16 protein-coding genes and 1 other RNA gene are annotated in these 18687 nt (G+C 62.7%); 10 read left to right on the forward strand and 7 right to left on the reverse strand.

Features of this window, described 5'->3' with window-relative positions; translation table 11 throughout:
• The first annotated feature begins 78 nt into the window (after positions 1-78).
• Together ligA and IF690_RS10310 are read left to right on the forward strand one after the other, a co-directional pair.
• On the forward strand, positions 79-2445 hold the full coding sequence (ligA, locus tag IF690_RS10305; protein WP_202699978.1) for an NAD-dependent DNA ligase LigA: 2367 nt from the start codon (positions 79-81) through the stop codon (positions 2443-2445).
• 292 nt (positions 2446-2737) lie between these two features.
• The gene (locus tag IF690_RS10310) at positions 2738-3904 is read left to right on the forward strand and encodes a zinc-binding metallopeptidase family protein (RefSeq protein WP_202699979.1); all 1167 of its coding nucleotides are present in this window, start codon (positions 2738-2740) and stop codon (positions 3902-3904) included.
• 110 nt (positions 3905-4014) lie between these two features.
• On the opposite strand, the gene IF690_RS10315 is transcribed toward IF690_RS10310, so the two are convergent.
• Positions 4015-4401, reverse strand: coding sequence for a DUF6124 family protein (locus tag IF690_RS10315; protein WP_202699980.1), 387 nt, complete (start codon positions 4399-4401; stop codon positions 4015-4017).
• A gap of 664 nt (positions 4402-5065) precedes the next feature.
• Here IF690_RS10315 and ffs point away from each other — a divergent pair.
• Positions 5066-5162, forward strand: an RNA gene (gene ffs, locus IF690_RS10320) — signal recognition particle sRNA small type.
• Positions 5163-5255: 93 nt separating this feature from the next.
• Here the strand turns inward: ffs and IF690_RS10325 are convergent.
• Entirely contained in the window at positions 5256-6122 is an 867-nt protein-coding gene (locus IF690_RS10325; RefSeq protein ID WP_202699981.1) for a LysR family transcriptional regulator, read from the reverse strand.
• Positions 6123-6224: 102 nt separating this feature from the next.
• Between IF690_RS10325 and IF690_RS10330 the strand changes: the two genes are divergently transcribed.
• Positions 6225-7208: a DMT family transporter gene (locus IF690_RS10330; protein WP_202701372.1), complete on the forward strand. Its 984-nt coding sequence runs from the start codon at positions 6225-6227 to the stop codon at positions 7206-7208.
• On the opposite strand, the gene IF690_RS10335 is transcribed toward IF690_RS10330, so the two are convergent.
• Both IF690_RS10335 and IF690_RS10340 read right to left on the reverse strand, forming a co-directional pair.
• Positions 7142-7516: a VOC family protein gene (locus IF690_RS10335; RefSeq protein WP_202699982.1), complete on the reverse strand. Its 375-nt coding sequence runs from the start codon at positions 7514-7516 to the stop codon at positions 7142-7144. The two genes, IF690_RS10330 and IF690_RS10335, sit on opposite strands and share 67 nt — an antisense overlap.
• A 142-nt stretch (positions 7517-7658) precedes the next feature.
• Positions 7659-7973 (reverse strand): helix-turn-helix domain-containing protein, encoded by a 315-nt coding sequence (locus tag IF690_RS10340; RefSeq protein WP_007922376.1) that lies wholly within the window; start codon positions 7971-7973, stop codon positions 7659-7661.
• 602 nt (positions 7974-8575) lie between these two features.
• On the opposite strand from IF690_RS10340, the gene IF690_RS10345 reads away from it, so the two are divergent.
• Positions 8576-10276, forward strand: coding sequence for a putative bifunctional diguanylate cyclase/phosphodiesterase (locus tag IF690_RS10345; RefSeq protein ID WP_202699983.1), 1701 nt, complete (start codon positions 8576-8578; stop codon positions 10274-10276).
• Positions 10277-10279: 3 nt separating this feature from the next.
• Here the strand turns inward: IF690_RS10345 and IF690_RS10350 are convergent, their stop codons facing one another.
• Complete coding sequence (locus IF690_RS10350) at positions 10280-11053, reverse strand: substrate-binding periplasmic protein (RefSeq protein WP_202699984.1); 774 nt, start codon at positions 11051-11053, stop codon at positions 10280-10282.
• A 139-nt stretch (positions 11054-11192) separates the two neighbouring features.
• On the opposite strand from IF690_RS10350, the gene dnaX reads away from it, so the two are divergent.
• From dnaX to IF690_RS10375, 5 genes are all read left to right on the forward strand, one after another.
• Positions 11193-13298, forward strand: coding sequence for a DNA polymerase III subunit gamma/tau (gene dnaX / locus IF690_RS10355; protein WP_202699985.1), 2106 nt, complete (start codon positions 11193-11195; stop codon positions 13296-13298).
• Between the two features lie 66 nt (positions 13299-13364).
• Entirely contained in the window at positions 13365-13703 is a 339-nt protein-coding gene (locus IF690_RS10360; protein WP_009047931.1) for a YbaB/EbfC family nucleoid-associated protein, read from the forward strand.
• A gap of 285 nt (positions 13704-13988) precedes the next feature.
• The gene (gene curA, locus IF690_RS10365; protein WP_202699986.1) at positions 13989-15023 is read left to right on the forward strand and encodes an NADPH-dependent curcumin/dihydrocurcumin reductase; all 1035 of its coding nucleotides are present in this window, start codon (positions 13989-13991) and stop codon (positions 15021-15023) included.
• Between the two features lie 65 nt (positions 15024-15088).
• Positions 15089-15691: a recombination mediator RecR gene (recR, locus tag IF690_RS10370; protein ID WP_009047933.1), complete on the forward strand. Its 603-nt coding sequence runs from the start codon at positions 15089-15091 to the stop codon at positions 15689-15691.
• A 133-nt stretch (positions 15692-15824) separates the two neighbouring features.
• Entirely contained in the window at positions 15825-16973 is a 1149-nt protein-coding gene (locus IF690_RS10375; protein ID WP_202699987.1) for an acyl-CoA dehydrogenase family protein, read from the forward strand.
• 78 nt (positions 16974-17051) lie between these two features.
• On the opposite strand, the gene IF690_RS10380 is transcribed toward IF690_RS10375, so the two are convergent.
• Positions 17052-17600 carry an adenine phosphoribosyltransferase gene (locus IF690_RS10380; protein ID WP_202699988.1) on the reverse strand — a complete coding sequence of 183 codons (549 nt, stop codon included), beginning with the start codon at positions 17598-17600 and terminating at the stop codon, positions 17052-17054.
• An 83-nt stretch (positions 17601-17683) separates the two neighbouring features.
• Positions 17684-18418 carry a Crp/Fnr family transcriptional regulator FnrA gene (fnrA, locus tag IF690_RS10385; protein ID WP_009047936.1) on the reverse strand — a complete coding sequence of 245 codons (735 nt, stop codon included), beginning with the start codon at positions 18416-18418 and terminating at the stop codon, positions 17684-17686.
• Positions 18419-18687: the final 269 nt, after the last annotated feature.

Below are 18687 nucleotides of genomic sequence, written 5' to 3' on the forward strand. Positions count from 1 at the left end.
GTTCGCGACAGGGTTGCAAGACCCTCCAGACAAATATTGAGCAGCCTAGGCTGCTCTTTTGCTTTTTGAGAGAACACCATGAACGCCGCCGAAACCCGCATTCTTGAGTTGCGCGCTGAGCTGGATCAGCACAACTACCGCTACCACGTCCTCGACGAGCCGAGCATTCCCGACGCCGAATACGATCGCCTGTTCCACGAGCTCAAGGCACTGGAAGCCGAGCATCCGGAACTGGTCAGCAGCGACTCGCCTACCCAGCGCGTAGGCAGCGCGGCGCTTTCGGCCTTCACTCAGGTGCGCCACGAAATCCCTATGCTCAGCCTGGGCAACGCCTTCGAAGAAACCGACATGCGCGAGTTCGATCGGCGGGTGACCGAGGGCCTCGACCTGCCGGTGGGCGACCTGTTCGGTGGCGGGGCGGCGGTGGAATACAGCTGCGAGCCGAAGCTCGATGGCCTGGCGGTCAGCCTGCTGTACCTGGACGGTGTACTGGTGCGCGGCGCGACCCGCGGCGACGGCACCACCGGCGAAGACATCAGCGTCAACGTGCGCACCGTGCGCAACATTCCGCTGAAGCTGCAGGGCAGCGGCTGGCCGGCGACCCTCGAGGTGCGCGGCGAGGTCTACATGTCCAAGGCCGGTTTCGAGCGACTGAATGCTGCGCAGCTGGAGGTCGGCGGCAAGACCTTCGCCAACCCGCGCAACGCCGCGGCCGGCAGCTTGCGCCAGCTGGATTCGAAGGTCACCGCCAGCCGTCCGCTGGAATTCTGCTGCTACGGGATCGGTCTGGTCACCGCTGACATCGCCGACACTCATATCGGCAATCTGGAGCAGCTCAAGCACTGGGGCATGCCTGTCAGTCGCGAGCTGAAGCTGGCCAAGGGCATCGACGAATGCCTGGCTTACTACCGCGATATCGGCGAGCGCCGCAATGGCTTGCCCTATGAAATCGACGGCGTGGTGTTCAAGGTCAACAGCATTGCCTCGCAGCGCGAACTGGGCTTCCGGGCCCGTGAGCCGCGCTGGGCAATCGCCCACAAGTTCCCGGCGATGGAAGAGCTGACCGAGCTGCTGGATGTGGAGTTTCAGGTCGGGCGTACCGGCGCGGTGACTCCGGTGGCGCGCCTGAAGCCGGTCAAGGTGGCGGGTGTCACCGTCTCCAATGCAACCCTGCACAACATGGACGAAGTGGCGCGCCTGGGCCTGATGATCGGCGACACTGTGATTGTCCGTCGCGCCGGCGATGTAATTCCGCAAGTGGTGCAGGTGGTCACCGAGCGCCGTCCGGAAAACGCACGCCAGGTGCATATCCCGGAAACCTGCCCGGTGTGCGGTTCCCATGTCGAACGCACGCAATTGGTCAAGCGCAGCAAGGGCAAGGAAACCATCAGCGAAGGCGCGGTGTACCGCTGCGTCGGTCGCCTGGCCTGTGGCGCTCAACTCAAGCAGGCGATCATCCACTTCGTTTCCCGCCGGGCGATGGACATCGAAGGGTTGGGCGACAAGACCATCGAACAGCTGGTGGACGAAAAACTCATCGGCTCGCCGGCCGATCTCTACAAGCTCAAGTACGAGCAGATCATCGACCTGGAAGGCTTCGCCGAGGTCTCCAGCAACAAGCTGCTCAAGGCCATCGAAGACAGCAAGAAGCCGGGCCTGGCGCGCTTCATCTATGCCCTGGGCATTCCCGATGTGGGCGAGGAGACGGCCAAGGTCCTGGCGCGCTCCCTGGCCTCGCTGGAGCGCGTGCAGCAGGCCTTGCCGGAAGTGCTGACCTACCTGCCGGATATCGGCCTGGAAGTGGCTCACGAGATTCACAGCTTCTTCGAGGACGGCCATAACCAGCAGGTGATCGGCGCCTTGCTCGATCCACAGCAGTGCGGGCTGCAGTTGCAGGACCAGGGCGACCTCGGCGCCGAGTTCGCCGCCAGCACCACCTTGGGCGGCATGCTCGACAAGCTGAACATTCCATCGGTGGGGCCGGGTGCGGCGCAGAAGCTGGCGGACAAGTTCGTGACTCTCGACGGTGTGATCAAGGCGGACTGGCTGGACATGCGCCAGGCCCTGCCGGAGAAGCAGGCCAAGGCCGTGCGCGAGTTCTTCGACGTTCCGCAAAACGCCATGCGGGCGCTGGCCATCGAGGCGCAGTTGCAAGCCTTCGGCATGCACTGGCGGAGCGAGAAGAAGGTGGTGGAAGGGCTGCCGCTGGCCGGCCAGACCTGGGTGCTCACCGGCTCGCTGGAGTTGATGAGCCGCGACGTGGCCAAGGACAAGCTGGAAAGCCTGGGCGCCAAGGTCGCCGGCTCGGTTTCGGCCAAGACCCATTGCGTGGTGGCCGGTCCTGGTGCTGGCTCCAAGCTGGCCAAGGCCAGCGAGCTGGGCCTCAAGGTGCTGGATGAAGATGCCTTCGTGGCCTTCCTCGGCCAGCACGGCATCTCGGCATAACCCTGTAGCCGCTGCCGCAGGCTGCGATCGACCGCGCAGCGGGCGTTGCTCTGTCGGGCGCCAGAAGGTCCTGCGGACCTTATCGCAGCCTGCGGCAGCGGCTACATGGAATCGCGTTCCCTTGAAGGAGCGAGCTTGCCCGCGAAAAAAACTCCAGGCTTGCACAGGATGCGACATGGCAATCGCTTCGCGAGCGAGCTCGCTCCTGCAGAAAAGCGGATCGCCATCAAGGCGATGGAACAATAGTCCCGTCCCCATGATCTAGTCTTGGCAAGCCCAGGGAGAGATCGCCATGTACCGCTTCTTCGAACAGCTCAGTTCCCGTATCGCCGCGCCCTTTGTCCGTGAGGACGGCCGCAACAGCAAAGTCTGGCCGTGCCGCTGCGGGCAGTCGCTGTTCTTTCGCAACAGTCAGTGCCTGGCCTGTTCGGCGGCCCTGGGTTATCAGCCCGAGCAGAGTCGCCTGTCGTCGCTGCGGCCAGGGCCGGAGGTCGATACCTGGCTGTTGGATGCCGACCCGCAAGCGGGGTTGTTCCGGCGCTGCGCCAACCTCGATACCCCGGCGGCCTGTAACTGGCTGCTGCCGGCTTATGGCGCCGGCACCTTGTGTATGGCGTGCAGGTTGAACCGGGCCATTCCCGATCTTGGCGTGCCGGAAAACCCCGAGCGCTGGCGCAAGGTGGAAATCGCCAAGCGCCGCCTGGTGGCGCAACTGGTGAGCCTGGGGTTGCCGCCGATCGCCAAGACCGAGGATGAGGCGGCTGGCCTGGCTTTTGATTTCCTCGGTGTCGATCTGCAGGGCAAGGCGTCTATGACTGGCCACGCCAATGGCCTGATCACCCTCGACATCAAGGAAGCCGATGACGCCTATCGCGAGCAGGTAAGGGTGCAGATGCACGAACCCTATCGCACCTTGCTTGGCCACTTCCGGCACGAGGTGGGGCATTACTACTGGGACCGGCTGATCGCCGACAGCCATTGGCTGGAGCCTTGTCGTGTGTTATTCGGCGACGAACGTGCGAGCTACGCCGAGGCCCTGGACCGGCATTATCAACAGGGTGCGCCCAGCGATTGGTCGCAGGCCTGTGTCAGCGCCTACGCCACCATGCACCCCTGGGAAGACTGGGCGGAAACCTGGGCCCATTACCTGCACATGATGGACGCGCTCGACACCGCGCTGGGCTTCGGCATGAGTGCCCGGGAAATGGACTTCGACTACCAGCCGTTCCCACTGGATACCCTGTATGACCCGCAGCATCCCGGCGGCCCGGCGTTCCTGTCCTTCGTCAACGCCTGGATCGAATTGGCCGGCATGCTCAACGAATTGTCACGCAGCATGGGCCAGCCGGACTTCTATCCCTTCATCCTGCCGCCAGCGGTGATTACTAAACTGCACTTCATCCACCTGGTGATCCAGCAAGCCGGCGGCAAGGCCGACGAAGTACTCGAACAAGTCTGACCCACCTCCCGCTTCTGTAGGAGCGAAGCTTGCTCGCGATGGCATCTACGCGGTCCTCTCCCAGACTGCATCGCCTGCATCGCGAACAAGCCAGCTCCCGGATAAGGCCGTCAGCGGCTGGTGCGCACACCATCGAGCAGGGCATCGACCACCGCGCGAGCCATCTCCACGGAGTGCACCATGGACCAGATCAGCCCGCGCTCGATGCCGCTGCCCTGCTCGGTGATTTCATCCGAGACTTCTTCGGCGCATTTGAGCAGCAGCGAAACATGCATCAAGGCTTCTTCGGCATTTACCCCGGCCTGTACCGCGAACAACGGACGCTGATAGGCGTCGCGCAGGCCGAACGGTTGGCTGCGGGTTTCTTTCAGTTGTGTGAGCAGCGGTTGCTGCTGGTCATTGAGCGACAGGAGCAGGGAGACATTGGCCGCATCCAGTTCGGGATCGCGTAGTTGGCGCGGGGTGGTGAGGGGTGGATCGGGGACGAGCTTTTTCATATGGGTACCTACGACTCTCTGAAAGGTGAAAGCCGCCAGTCTCGCTTCCACACGAGAGGGTGGCAGCCATGCGTGGGTGTGGAAGACCGGGGAGTCCTTGGTACCCCAAACCCGGCGCACTCGAAGGTGCCCCACGCATGGTCGCCATAACACGGATCTGCGGACGCAAAACGCCAGCAGTCGCTGTTGAGCGCTGTACCAATGACTCTTCCAGACTTCCACATCCGGGTCGTTGAAACTGCAACGACCCACGCAGACTGCCCGATCAAATTCAGGGGTACAACCCGCCCAAAGGCGTTCCAGAGTTTCTAGGAAACCCCTTACAAAACAAAGCGAAAAATCGACTGCCGGTTCGCCGCAAAACGGCCATCTCGCTCATGCGCGGTTCCCTGTAACTGCTGCCGCAGGCTGCGATCGACTGCAAAGCCGTCGCCAACCATTTACCAAGCTGTAACCGAAACACGGTGTCGCCCGTGATCGCTGCGCGACCGAGCGCAGCCTGCGGCAGCAGCTACAGGAATCGGCAAGGGGCGGGGGCAATGGGCAATGATCCAAGTACTTGAAGCCGTTCAGATTTTTTAATCTGTACAGAGCGGTTGTAACTTCGCCGCAGATAGGTACAATGGCGCGGCTCGCCGTCAGGTGAGCGTCGTTATGGTGACCCCATTGGTCCCCTCGCAACGATCAGCCGTGAACCCGGTCAGGCCTGGAAGGGAGCAGCCGCAGCGGTGACATTGTGTGCCGGGGTGTGGCTGGTGGGGTTGCCTCCATAACGCCCTCTGTCGGTCCTCGACGAATGTTCTGAATACTCCCCCTGCGTTCATCCTGATCTGGCCTCTCGCCAGTCGCTCGTTTCATTTCCCCAATCGCTCCTGCAACAATTGCGCAAACGCGTCCCGTGCGGTGTGGCGTTCTATTTCCTTGTTCCAGACAAAACGAATGTCGATCGGCTGCAGGTCGGCGAAGCGGTGGCGCGTCAGGCCCGCGGACAGGGTGTAGCGGTCGAGCACGCCTTCCGGGGCCAGGGTCATGCCGGCGCCGGCGCTGACACAGTCGATGATGGTGCCCCAGCTGGCGTAGCCGATGATGGTCGCGGTTACGTCGTGGGTGTTCAGCCAATGCTCCAGGGCGCGGCGGTAAGGGCAGCCGCCGGGCCACATGAACAGGGTCTGGTCCTGCAGGTCGCGCGGGTTCAGCACGGGCGCGGCGTCGGCGCTGGCGACCAGTACCAGGGGCTCGCTGTAGAGGGCGGTGCGCTCCAGCTTCGGCTGGGGCGTGTCGACCGCCACCAGCGCGCCGTCGATCCGGTGGTGTTGCAGTTCTTCGAACAGCTGCGACCAGGTGCCGGTTACCAGTTCCAGGGTGACCTGGGGAAAGCGCTGATGGAATTCCGCTAGCAGCGGCGGCAGGCGTCCGCCGGCACAGGACTCGATGGCACCGATGCGCAGGATGCCGCTAGGTTCGGCCTGACGGTCGACCGCGCGTTTGGCTTCATCCACCAAGGCCAGGATGCGCTCGCTGTAACCGAGAAAGATTTCCCCGTCCGGGCTGATTTTCAGCCCGCGGCCGGCGCGGATAAACAGGCGGGTGCCCAGCTCGTCTTCCAGTTGCTTGAGGCGGTTGGTGATGTTGGAGGGTACGCAGTGCAGTTGTTCGGCCGCCCGGGCAATGCTGCCGGTGCGGGCGACTGCTTTCACCATCTTCAGCTGGCTCAGTTCCATTGCTCATTTCCAATGAGGTTTTACCTCAGTATCGGTTAATTGTGGTGAGTTGTGGCGGACGAGAGACTGAAGGCCTTCCTGGTGCTGCCGAGTGTCTGTGTCTTGAATATCTCCCCTGCGTTGAAGCTGGTCCTGGCGACCGTCGCGGTCATTCTGTGCTGGGCCTATTCCCCGGTGGGTATCCACATTGGCTTGGAAGGCTACGAGCCTGGTCATCTGGCGTTGCTGCGTTTTCTGATTGCTTCGCTGTTCATGGGGGGCATCGCCCTGGTGAAAAGAATCGCCTTGCCGCGCTGGCGCGATCTGCCCTGGTTGCTGGTGCTGGGCTTTTTTGCCATCGCCCTGCATCACGTCAGCCTCAACTATGGCCAGCAGGGTTTGAGCGCGGGGGCATCCAGTGTGCTGGCGCAGTCGGCGCCGATCTTCAGTACCCTGATTGCGTTTTTCTGGTTGAAGGAGCCAGTCAGTGGCTGGCGCTGGGCTTGTGTAGGGCTGGGGTTGCTGGGAGCGATCGTGGTGGTCTGGGGCGACCAGGGCGCGGCATCGATCAAGCCCCAGGGACTGCTGGTGTTGCTGGCGGCTTTCTCCTGGGGCTTGTACTTCGTGTTGCAGCGGCGTTATTCGGGGCGTTACGACCTGCTGACCACCGTGTGCTACATGGTCTGGGCCGGCACCTTGCTGTTAAGCCTGTATTGGCCGGGGCTGACGGTCGCGGTGGTCCAGGCGCCGTGGCGGGTGAATCTGGCGGTGTTGTTGCTGGGGCTGTTTCCCAGTGCCCTGGCCTACCTGGCGTGGGCCTATGTGCTGGCGCGGGTCGAGGTCAGCCGGGCATCCATCGCCATGTACCTGATACCGCCGATCGCCATGCTGCTGGCGGCGCTGGTCTTGCAGGAGCGGGTACATGGCACGGTGATCGTGGGGGCGGCAATCGTCCTCGGCAGCGTGATGGCGATGCAGCTGGAGGGGCGCTGGGCGCGGCGTCGCTCGGTGCTGCCGGGTGCTGTCGCCGCGACGCCCGTTCACTCCAGGGCCGGGCAGAACACCCTGAGTCGATGCCCGTCCGGGTCCAGGGCGACGAAGGTGTAGCCGAAGTCCAGGCGGGTCGGGGCCTGGGCGATGCTCACGCCGGACTCGGCCCATTGGTCGTGTAGCTGATCGACGGCCGGGTTGTCGGCCACGGCCAGGGCCAGTTCGCCCCCACCGCCGGTGACCTGGGTGGCTGGCTCGACATCCTGCCTGGACCAGAGGCCAAGCTTGAGCCCTGAATCGAGGATGAACAAGGCAAAGGTTGGCGACAGTTCGACCGGCGGCCTGTCCAGCAGGCGGCTGTAAAAGTTGGCGCTGGTGGCGGGGCTGTCGACGTATAGCAGAAGGTAAGTGTTGGTAGCGATCATCTGGACTCCTGGAAAGGTTGGGCTGCGCACGCCAGCTTAAGGGGCGCCGCTGTCAGTTCCTGTCAGGAGTCATCTGGGGGAAATAAAGCGGAGGCAGGCTATCGGCTTCGATAGGGCTGCCTCCTCTGCGTGTTGCTCGGCTCTAAGGCTTGGACAAGGCCAGGTCTACCGCTGCTATCAGCTTTCCCAGGTCCTTCGGGGTGGCTTTGTGAATGACACCGAACAGATACGCCCGCTGTTCGTCTTCGTCGCCCAGATCTGCGAAAAAGGCTTTCAGCTTCACTCCCAGTACATCGGCCAGCAGGAACAGGGCTTCCACGCTGGGGGTGTAGGTGCCGGTTTCGAAGCGGCTGATGGTTTTAGGGTCAAAACCGGTTTTTTCGCCTAGTTCAGCCTGAGTAAGCCCCGCTACCTTGCGGTAGCGCCTGATGGCTGGACCCAAACTTGAAATTTGCATCGCTCAATTCCCATTTAGAATCAAGAACTTAACGATAAATCTTTGCATTAGGCAACGCCATGATTCATCACCTTGCCTTGCAAAATGTGATGCAATTCGTAGAATCGACGCTTCGGACAGGCATTTGGTGATCTAGTTTCAGAAGATGAACTGATGAAACAAGAACTCATTGGCATTTTCCTTGTTCACCAGAATCGAGGGTATGGCGCAGGCGCGAACGTCTCGCTGATGATTGCCAGTGTCCCACCCGCCAAATTCGGCTGATCCCTAACTGATTTTAGTTGATCTTCGTTGATTCAAAGGTCAATGACGGAGTCGGTCGCTGTACGGTTGCAATTGTGTCAGGTGGGGCAAGACGGTGCGCCATTTTCCGTGAGTCGGCCTCTTGCCGGCTTGTTTGGGCTGGCATTGTCGAATGCTGTCTATGGAGTTTTAACGTGCGTCTGAATGTGCCGGTCACCTCTGTTGAGCAGATATTTTCGGACCAGCAGCCTAGGCCTGCCTGGGATTGCGAAAATATTGAGAGTGAACGCCCAAACATCTCTTCCGGGCCCCGTGCCCTGGTCGAGCGGTTCAACCGCTAGCGACAGTGAGTCAGACTCATGGATGAGAAATACCGCAGGGCCGTGGATGCAGCCGCCATTTTTTCCGAGACCGACCTGACCGGCCGGATCACTTACGTCAACGACCAGTTCTGTTCGATTTCCGGCTACAGCCGCGAAGAGCTGCTGGGCGCCAATCACCGAATCCTCGGCTCCGGCCTGCACCCTCCTGAATTCTTCAGCACCATGTGGCGCACCATTGCCCTGGGCCAGGTCTGGAAGGGGGAGATCTGCAACCGGGCCAAAGACGGGACTTTGTATTGGGTCGACAGCACCGTCGTGCCCTTGCTCGATGAGGCCACTGGTCGGGTCCAGCGATATGTGGCGATCCGCTTCGATATCAGTGAAAAACGGCGCTTGTTGCACTCGCTGCAATGGCGGGTCGGGCACGATGTGCTGACCGGTTTGCCCAACCGTTCCTTCCTTTCCGACCTGCTCAACCAGGCGCTGGATTACTCGCGCAAGGAAAACATCGCGCTGGCGGTGTGCATGCTCGATCTCGACGGCTTCAAGGCGGTCAACGATGGCTACGGGCACGCCAGCGGCGATCTGTTGCTGGTGGAGGTGGCGGCGCGCCTGCGCTCGGTCATTCGCGGCGAAGACGTGGTGGCGCGCCTGGCGGGGGATGAGTTCGTGCTGATCCTGCGTCATGTGCGCGACATCCGCGAGTTGCGGGCGGCGCTGCATCGGGTGCTGGGGGTGATCTCCGCGCCTTATCTGATCCAGGACAAGGAGATCAACGTCTGCGCCAGCATCGGCGTGACGCTGTTTCCCGCCGACAACGACGATGCCGACACCTTGCTGCGGCATGCCGACCAGGCGATGTACGTGGCCAAGCAGAGCGGGCGTAATCGCTTTCACTTGTTCGATGTGTCGCGGGACCGCGAGGTCAAGGCCACCCACCAGACCGTGGAGCGGGTCCGGCAGGCGCTGGCGGCCGGCGAGCTGTGCCTGCACTTTCAACCCAAGGTCAATATGCGCAGCGGTGAGGTGGTGGGTTTCGAGGCGTTGCTGCGTTGGCAGCATCCACAGCGGGGCATGGTCGCGCCTCGGGAGTTCCTGTCGCTGGTGGAGGAAACCGACCTGATCGTCGATATCGGCGAGTGGGTGATGGAGCAGGTCATGGCCCAGTTGCGGCAATGGCAGCTGGCCGGACAGCGCTGGCCGATCAGCGTCAATATCGCTGCCCGGCATTTTCAGCGGGCGGATTTCGTCGATCGGCTCAAGGCGGTGCTCGAGCGCCATCCGCAGATTGCCCCGCAGTTGCTGGACCTGGAAATCGTCGAGGCGATGGCGGTGGAGAATATCCAGCACGTCAGCGCTTGCCTCGAGGCCTGCCAGGCGCTGGGGGTACAGTTCTCCCTGGGGGATTTCGGCACCGGGCATTCGTCGCTGAGCTACCTCAAGCGCTTGCGCACCCAGACCATCAAGATCGACCGTATGTTCGTGCGCGACATGCTGCACGACAAGGGCGACCTGGCGCTGACCCAGGCCCTGATCGGCCTGGCCCGGGCGTTTGACCGGCAGGTGGTGGCCGAAGGCCTTGAAACCGTGGAGCATGGTGAGTTGCTGATGTCGCTGGGTTGCGACGTGGCGCAAGGCTATTTCATCGCCCCGCCCATGCCCGCCAGCGAGGTGCCGGGCTGGGTGGCGACCTTCCTGCCGCCGCTGGAGTGGTGTCCGCAGGACGAAGTCGGTTGACGCCTAAGGTGCCTCGTAGTTCTGCGGGGCGCTCTCGGTCGGCCTGCGGCCGGTGTACAGGCCGATGATGTCGTCGATTTCTCCTGACATCTTCATGCGCAACAAGGTGCGCAGCACTCGCTGCACCGGTAGCGCCGGATCGTTGCGGATGACGCAGCCGACCGCCTGTTCCTGGAGGATGGCCACGCTGTGCAGTTGCTGCTCGGGCGCCAGGGTCTGATTGAACCAGTCCAGCGTCCATTGGTTGCTTACCGCATAGCGATAGCGGCCGGCCCAGAGTTTTTGCAGCACCTGTTCCTGGTTGCGCGCGTCGTCGCGGAGCAATTGGCGGCTGTCGAACAAGGGTTGCAGGGAAGGGTAGGTGTAGCTGAGGACGGTGCCGACGGGCTGCGTCGGCAGATCCCTGGGCGTGACCGGGAACGGGTGCCGCTCGCGGCTGACCAGCAGGTCGCGCTGGACGAACAGCGGGATGCTCCAGATGTAATCGCCGGCCTGGTTGGGCAACCAGGACTGGGCGGCATAGCAGCGGACATCGATTTCCCCATGATCCATCGCCGCCTGCACGCGGGCCCGGGCCAGGACGTGGAATTCGGCCGGATTGCCGACCTGGGTGGAGAGACTGGCCAGCATGTCGTGGAGAATGCCTTGGGTGGGCCGGCCGCGTTCGATCTGTACCACGGGCATGGCCCAGCTGTCGGGGATCGAGAAGCGCAGGGCAGGTTCTGCGGCAAGACCATTCATGGCAACCAGCAGAAAGGCGCCCAAGGCTAAACGCATAGAGTCTCCACGCGGGAAAAGGCCACTGACGAGCCTGACAAAGAGCAGCTTAGCCAGATTAGACGAGCGCACCGGATGCAATTTCGCCCTTGCTCCGCTAGCATTACGGGCTTCCGCTTCCCAGTTGCGACGGTTTTCGATGAGTTATCAGGTTCTTGCACGTAAATGGCGTCCGCGCTCGTTCCGCGAAATGGTCGGCCAGACCCATGTGCTCAAGGCTCTGATCAATGCCTTGGACAGCCAGCGGCTGCACCATGCCTACCTGTTTACCGGTACCCGCGGGGTGGGCAAGACCACCATCGCGCGGATCATTGCCAAATGCCTGAACTGTGAAACAGGCATTACTTCCACGCCCTGCGGCACTTGCTCGGTATGTCGCGAGATCGACGAAGGGCGTTTCGTCGACCTGATCGAGATCGACGCCGCGAGCCGGACCAAGGTCGAGGACACCCGCGAGCTGCTGGACAACGTGCAGTACGCCCCAAGCCGCGGGCGCTTCAAGGTCTACCTGATCGACGAAGTGCACATGCTGTCCAGCCACTCGTTCAATGCCTTGTTGAAGACCCTGGAAGAGCCGCCGCCCTACGTCAAATTCATTTTGGCGACCACTGATCCGCAGAAACTTCCGGCAACGATTCTTTCGCGCTGCCTGCAGTTCTCCCTGAAGAACATGACCCCGGAACGGGTGGTCGAGCACCTGACCCACGTGCTGGGCGTCGAGAACGTGCCGTTCGAAGACGACGCGCTGTGGCTGTTGGGCCGTGCCGCCGACGGTTCGATGCGCGATGCGATGAGTCTCACCGACCAGGCCATTGCCTTCGGCGAAGGCAAGGTGATGGCCGCCGATGTGCGGGCGATGCTCGGCACCCTCGATCACGGCCAGGTCTACGACGTCCTGCATGCGCTGATCAACGGCGATGCCAAGGCCTTGCTCGAGGCTGTGCGTCACCTGGCCGAACAGGGCCCGGACTGGAACGGTGTGCTGTCGGAGATTCTCAATGTCCTGCACCGTGTGGCCATTGCCCAGGCCTTGCCGGACGGTGTCGACAATGGGCATGGCGACCGTGACCGGGTGTTGGCCCTGGCCCAGGCGTTGCCGGCCGAAGATGTGCAGTTCTATTACCAGATGGGCCTGATCGGCCGGCGCGACCTGCCGCTGGCGCCGGACCCGCGCGGTGGTTTCGAAATGGTCCTGCTGCGGATGCTGGCCTTCCGGCCTGCGGACTCGGCAGACGCGCCGAGACAGCCGCTAAAGCCAGTGGGGATCAGCCAGGCCACAGTTGATTCCGCCCAATCCGTGGCTGGCGCAGCCGTTGCTGCTCCGGTAAGTGTTGCCGCCGCTCCGGTTGCGGCACCGGTGGTCGAGGCGGCTCCGGCAGCGGTTGCCGCTGTCGTTGCACCGGCTCCTGTAGCGCCGGTGGCGCCTGCGCCGCAACCCGTGGTCGAGACTCCGCCAGAGGTAGCGCCTGTGGCTGTCGAAGAGGTGGTCGACCTGCCGTGGAACGATCCGGTCGAACCGGTCGTCGCGCAGCAGCCGGCCGCCGAGCCCGTTTTGGAGATCGCCGCGGAGCAGCCTGAGCTGACCCCGATGCCGACGCCAGCCCCGGACAGCGTGGTGCCGGATGCGCCGGAGTGGGTCAGCGCCCCGGTGCCGGAGCCCAGCGTTGCCGAGGTCGATGCCGCGACGCCGGGCATCGACCTGGATGACGAGCCGCCGCTGGACGAAGACTACATCGAGCCGGACATGGATTCGGCCTACAGCTACCTGGACGAACTGGCCAGCGAACACGCCGCCGATCCCGAGCCGGAACCCGAGCCGCTACCGGCTGCCCAGCCGGCCACCGGCCTGGCCCTGGAGTGGCTGGAACTGTTCCCGAAACTGCCGATTTCCGGGATGACGGCGAGCATCGCCGCCAACTGCACCTTGATCGCCGCCGAGGGCGACAACTGGTTGCTGCACCTGGATCCGGCCCACAGCGCCTTGTTCAACGCCACCCAGCAGCGGCGCCTGAACGATGCCCTGAACCAGTATCACCAGCGCACGCTGACGGTGAGCATCGAGCTGATCAAGCCCGAGCAGGAAACCCCGGCCCAGGCCGCTTCGCGCCGCCGTGCCAATCGCCAGCGCGAAGCCGAGGAGTCGATCCACGGCGATCCGTTCATCCAGCAGATGGTGCGGGAGTTCGGCGCGGTGGTCCGTCACGATACTATTGAACCTGTCGAGGCCCTGGTCAGCCAGGGTTAATAACTGAAGGGCGCCGGGCCTTGAGGCCGGGCGCTGTTTTTATCCAAGTACTTTGAGGTGATTCCCATGATGAAAGGTGGCATGGCCGGCCTGATGAAGCAGGCGCAGCAGATGCAGGAAAAGATGGCCAAGATGCAGGAAGAGCTGGCCAACGCCGAAGTCACTGGCAAGGCGGGTGGCGATATGGTCACCGTGGTCATGACCGGTCGTCACGACATCAAGCGTGTGAGCATCGACCCAAGCCTGCTGGAAGGCGTCAGCGAAGATGACCGCGAAGTGCTGGAAGATCTGTTCGCCGCCGCCGTCAACGACGCCGTGCGCAAGATCGAAGCCAACAGCCAGGACAAGATGTCCGGTATGACCGCTGGCATGCAGCTGCCACCGGGTATGAAGCTGCCGTTCTGATTCGCGTCAGCGCATCGGTCGGACTTAAAAATGCCAGGCATCGCGCCTGGCATTTTTGTTTGTGCCGCCTGTAGCCGCTGCCGCGGGCTGCGATCGAGCGCGGAGCGGTCGTCATGCAGGCGATGGAGTCCGGCTGGATGATTGCGGTTGTGGAGTTTGCGATTGCTGTGCAATCGATCGCAGCCCGCGGCAGCGGCGCGGGAGGAGAAACATCGAACGCCGGGCGCTGTACGAGGGTCTGCATTTTGTATGGCTCGATTTAATTCTCGATAAGGAGTTGCTCTGATGTCGCAAGCATTGACCCTCAACCAGCGCATCGTTCTGGCCTCCCGGCCCCGGGGCGCGCCCGTGCCGGAAAACTTTCGCCTGGAGCGGGTGGCGCTGCCGGATCTGGCGGATGGCCAGGTGCTGCTCAAGACCCTTTATCTGTCGCTGGACCCTTATATGCGCGGGCGCATGAGTGATGCGCCGTCCTACGCCGCTCCGGTGGAAATAAACGAAGTGATGACCGGCGGCGCGGTCAGCCGGGTCGAGCGCTCGCTGAATCCAAAATTCCAGGAAGGCGACCTGGTAGTGGGCGCCACCGGGTGGCAAAGCCACAGCATTTCCGATGGTCGTAACCTGATACCGGTGCCGGCGGGTTTGCCCAGCCCCTCGATGGCCCTGGGCGTGCTGGGTATGCCGGGGATGACCGCGTATATGGGGCTGATGGACATTGGCCAGCCCAAGGCCGGAGAGACCCTGGTGGTGGCCGCGGCGTCGGGTGCCGTGGGCTCGGTGGTGGGGCAGGTGGCCAAGATCAAGGGGCTGCGGGTGATCGGTGTGGCGGGTGGTCCCGACAAGTGTCGCTATGTGGTCGAGGAACTGGGGTTCGATGCCTGTATCGATCACCACAGCCCGAATTTTGCCGACGAGCTGGCACAGGCCTGCTCCGCGGGCGTGGACATCTACTTTGAAAACGTCGGCGGCAAGGTGTTCGATGCGGTGCTGCCGTTGCTCAACCCCAAGGCGCGGATTCCGCTGTGCGGGCTGATCGCCCAGTACAATGCCCAGGAACTGCCGCCGGGGCCCGATCGCCTGCCACTGTTGCAGCGCCAGCTGTTGACCAAGCGCGTGCGCATCCAGGGTTTTATCGTGTTCGACGACTACGGCGACCGGCAACCGGAGTTTGTCAGCGCCATGGCACCCTGGGTGCTGCAAGGCAAGGTCAAGTTCAAGGAAGATGTGGTCGACGGCCTGGAGCGCGCGCCGCAAGCCTTTATCGGGCTGCTGGAAGGACGCAACTTTGGCAAGCTGGTGGTGCGGGTCGCCCCGGACTGAGCATTTGACGCTAATCGGAGGCGCGAGTATAAACCGCGTCTCGTCGTTTTGTCGGACCTTTACCCATGAGCTTCAGCCCCCTGATTCGCCAACTGATCGATGCCCTGCGCACTTTGCCGGGCGTGGGTCAGAAAACCGCCCAGCGCATGGCCTTGCAGCTGCTGGAGCGCGACCGCAGCGGCGGTACGCGGTTGGCCCAGGCGCTGAGCCAGGCCATGGAGGGCGTGGGTCACTGCCGCCTGTGCCGCACCCTCACCGAGGACGATCTGTGCCCGCAATGCGCCGATCCGCGCCGTGACGACACGCTGCTGTGCGTGGTCGAGGGACCGATGGATGTCTACGCGGTGGAACAGACCGGTTATCGCGGTCGCTATTTCGTGCTCAAGGGGCATTTATCGCCTCTCGACGGTCTGGGCCCGGAAGCCATCGGCATTCCCCAGCTGCTGGCTAGGATCGAAGAGCAGGGCAGTTTCACCGAGGTGATCCTGGCCACCAACCCGACGGTGGAAGGCGAGGCGACGGCTCATTACATTGCCCAACTGTTGACCAACAAAGGCCTGATCACCTCGCGTATCGCCCACGGCGTGCCCTTGGGCGGCGAGTTGGAGCTGGTGGACGGCGGCACCCTGGCGCACTCGTTTGCCGGGCGTAAGCCAATCAGCCTGTAAGCGTTTCGGCCAGCAAGCTCGCCGCTGCAGGAGTGGCTTGCTCGCTGGCCGCGCTCTGTCGGTTAAACGCGACTTTTCTTGAAAACCAAGCAAGCGCTAGGTAAGTTTCCTCAACCTTCAGAGGAGCTTGCCGATGTCTGCCTGCCAGGAATACTTCGACCCTAGCCATCAGTTGGTCCGCGACAGCGTTCGACGTTTCGTCGAGCGGGAAATCCTCCCGGACATCGATCAATGGGAGGAGGCGCAAGGCTTCCCCCGCGAGCTGTATCTCAAGGCTGGCGCGGCCGGCATCCTGGGCATTGGCTATCCAGAAGCCCTGGGCGGCAGCCACGAGGGCGACCTGTTCGCCAAGATCGCCGCCAGCGAGGAATTGATGCGCTGTGGCTCCGGCGGCCTGGTGGCGGGCCTGGGCTCGCTGGACATCGGTTTGCCGCCGATCGTCAAATGGGCGCGGCCCGAGGTTCGCGAACGGGTGGTACCGCAGGTGTTGGCGGGAGAGAAGATCAGCGCCCTGGCGGTCACCGAGCCCGGCGGCGGCTCGGACGTGGCCAACCTACAGACCCGGGCACTGCGCGATGGCGCCTTCTACCGCGTCAGCGGCAGCAAGACCTTTATCACCAGTGGCGTGCGCGCCGACTTCTATACGGTGGCCGTGCGCACCGGCGAGCCTGGTTTCGGCGGCATTAGCCTGCTGCTGATCGACAAGGGCACGCCGGGATTCACCGTCGGCCGGCAACTGAAGAAGATGGGCTGGTGGGCGTCGGATACCGCCGAGCTGTTTTTCGACGATTGCCGGGTGCCGGCCAACCACTTGATCGGGGTCGAGAACATGGGCTTCGCCTGCATCATGGGCAACTTCCAGAGCGAGCGCCTGGCGCTGGCCCTGATGGCCAACATGACCGCACAACTGGCGTTGGAGGAGAGCCTGAAGTGGGCCCGGGAGCGCGAGGCGTTCGGTAAGCCCATCGGTAAGTTCCAGGTGATCAAGCATCGCCTGGCGGAGATGGCGACCGCGCTGGAGGTGTCCCGCGAATTCACTTATCGGCAGGCAGCGAAAATGGCGGCGGGCCAGAGTGTGATCAAGGAAATTTCCATGGCCAAGAACTTCGCCACCGACACGGCCGACCGCATCACCCACGATGCCGTGCAGATTCTCGGAGGGCTGGGTTATATGCGTGAAAGCCTGGTGGAGCGGCTGTACCGCGACAACCGCATCCTTTCCATCGGCGGCGGCACCCGGGAAGTGATGAACGAAATCATCAGCAAGCAGATGGGGCTGTAGGCCCGCTGAAGGGGTAGGGCGCTATCACGTAGCTTGCTCGCGATAGTACCGCCCCGGCCCCCTTGTCTACGGTGTGCTTTACCGTTCGCTCAACGAGAACTGCGTCAGGCAGAAGGTTGGAATGTCCATGTCTCGCAGGCGTTGCGAGCCGCCCAGCTCAGGCAGGTCGATGATGGCGGCGGCTTCGTAGACACGTGCGCCCATGCGGCGCACCAGGTTGGCCGCGGCGATCAGGGTACCGCCGGTGGCGATCAGGTCATCGAACATCACCACCGAATCGCCTTCGCACAGGCTGTCGGCATGGACCTCGAGAAAGGCTTCGCCGTATTCGGTCTGGTAACCCTCGGCAAGCACATCGGCCGGCAGCTTGCCTTGCTTGCGGAACAGGATCAGCGGTTTGTTCAACTGGTAGGCGATGATCGAGCCGATCAGGAAGCCGCGGGCGTCCATGGCGCCGATGTGGCTGAAGTCTTCTTCGACATAGCGCTGGGCAAAGCTGTCGGCGACCAGGCGCAAGGCCTTGGGCGATTGGAATAGCGGGGTAATGTCACGGAAGATCACGCCCGGCTTGGGGAAGTCGATGACTGGGCGGATCAGGGATTTGATGTCGAAGGAGTCGAAGGCCATCGTGGCAGTGTCCTGGCGGGCATGAGGTGGAGCGCGCCAGTATAGCCCCGCCCGAGCCGCTTGGCTCGGGCGGGGGCTCTGCCTCAGCCTTCCAGGGAGCCGCCGGCGAGGGCGCACAGCTGGATCGGGTCGAGAATGTGCACCTCTTTGCCTTCAGCGGCGATCAACGCGTTCTGCTGGAAGCGGGTGAACACCCGGGATACGGTTTCCACCGCCAGGCCCAGATAGTTGCCGATTTCATTGCGCGACATGCTCAAGCGGAACTGATTGGCCGAGAAACCACGGGCACGGAAGCGTGCCGACAGGTTGACCAGGAAGGTGGCGATGCGCTCGTCGGCGGTCTTTTTCGACAGCAACAGCATCATCTGCTGGTCGTCGCGGATCTCGCGGCTCATCACCCGCATTAGCTGGCGGCGCAGTTGGGGCAACTGCAGGGCCAGTTCGTCGAGGCGTTCGAAGGGGATTTCACAGACCGACGTGGTTTCCAGGGCCTGGGCGGAAACCGGGTGGATCTCGGTGTCCATGCCGGACAGACCGACCAGTTCGCTGGGCAGGTGGAAGCCGGTGATCTGTTCTTCGCCGCTGTCGCTGAGACTGAAGGTCTTCAGGGCACCGGAGCGCACAGCATAGACGGAGTCGAATGCGTCGCCCTGGCGAAACAGGAACTCGCCTTTTTTCAGGGGGCGACCGCGTTTAACGATTTCGTCCAGCGCATCCATGTCTTCCAGATTCAGAGAAAGTGGCAGGCAGAGGGGGGCCAGGCTGCAATCCTTGCAATGGGCCTGGTTGTGAGCGCGCAGTTTTACTGGCTCGGACATTCAATAGAATCCTTGTGGGAAAACACACATAAGCCGTAAGGGTAACTCACGGGAGGAGGTTCCGGCCAGTCCGTGCCGTATTGGCGCTTAGTCGTAAAGCTGTCCGTTTGTAGCCTCCAGGCCACTGCGGAAAAATGCGCTCGTGCAGTCCGTTCAAGGTATTTCCAGCGCTGGCCGTCACTTGCACTCGCCGATTGTCTCGCCGTCAAGTATCAGGCTTGCTTGCGCCCTGTCTCTCCCGACAGTTTTTGCCCGTCACCTGCGACAAG

The organism is Pseudomonas sp. SK3(2021), from assembly GCF_016772375.1.
GTDB lineage: Bacteria > Pseudomonadota > Gammaproteobacteria > Pseudomonadales > Pseudomonadaceae > Aquipseudomonas > Aquipseudomonas chlororaphis_I.

Bases quoted from the DNA above. Each gene is read 5' to 3' on its own strand.
- ligA (WP_202699978.1), top strand. From the start codon at position 79: ATGAACGCCGCCGAAACCCGCATTCTTGAGTTGCGCGCTGAGCTGGAT.
- IF690_RS10310 (WP_202699979.1), top strand. From the start codon at position 2,738: ATGTACCGCTTCTTCGAACAGCTCAGTTCCCGTATCGCCGCGCCCTTT.
- IF690_RS10315 (WP_202699980.1), bottom strand. From the start codon at position 4,401: ATGAAAAAGCTCGTCCCCGATCCACCCCTCACCACCCCGCGCCAACTA.
- IF690_RS10325 (WP_202699981.1), bottom strand. From the start codon at position 6,122: ATGGAACTGAGCCAGCTGAAGATGGTGAAAGCAGTCGCCCGCACCGGC.
- IF690_RS10335 (WP_202699982.1), bottom strand. From the start codon at position 7,516: ATGATCGCTACCAACACTTACCTTCTGCTATACGTCGACAGCCCCGCC.
- IF690_RS10340 (WP_007922376.1), bottom strand. From the start codon at position 7,973: ATGCAAATTTCAAGTTTGGGTCCAGCCATCAGGCGCTACCGCAAGGTA.
- IF690_RS10345 (WP_202699983.1), top strand. From the start codon at position 8,576: ATGGATGAGAAATACCGCAGGGCCGTGGATGCAGCCGCCATTTTTTCC.
- IF690_RS10350 (WP_202699984.1), bottom strand. From the start codon at position 11,053: ATGCGTTTAGCCTTGGGCGCCTTTCTGCTGGTTGCCATGAATGGTCTT.
- dnaX (WP_202699985.1), top strand. From the start codon at position 11,193: ATGAGTTATCAGGTTCTTGCACGTAAATGGCGTCCGCGCTCGTTCCGC.
- IF690_RS10360 (WP_009047931.1), top strand. From the start codon at position 13,365: ATGATGAAAGGTGGCATGGCCGGCCTGATGAAGCAGGCGCAGCAGATG.
- curA (WP_202699986.1), top strand. From the start codon at position 13,989: ATGTCGCAAGCATTGACCCTCAACCAGCGCATCGTTCTGGCCTCCCGG.
- recR (WP_009047933.1), top strand. From the start codon at position 15,089: ATGAGCTTCAGCCCCCTGATTCGCCAACTGATCGATGCCCTGCGCACT.
- IF690_RS10375 (WP_202699987.1), top strand. From the start codon at position 15,825: ATGTCTGCCTGCCAGGAATACTTCGACCCTAGCCATCAGTTGGTCCGC.
- IF690_RS10380 (WP_202699988.1), bottom strand. From the start codon at position 17,600: ATGGCCTTCGACTCCTTCGACATCAAATCCCTGATCCGCCCAGTCATC.
- fnrA (WP_009047936.1), bottom strand. From the start codon at position 18,418: ATGTCCGAGCCAGTAAAACTGCGCGCTCACAACCAGGCCCATTGCAAG.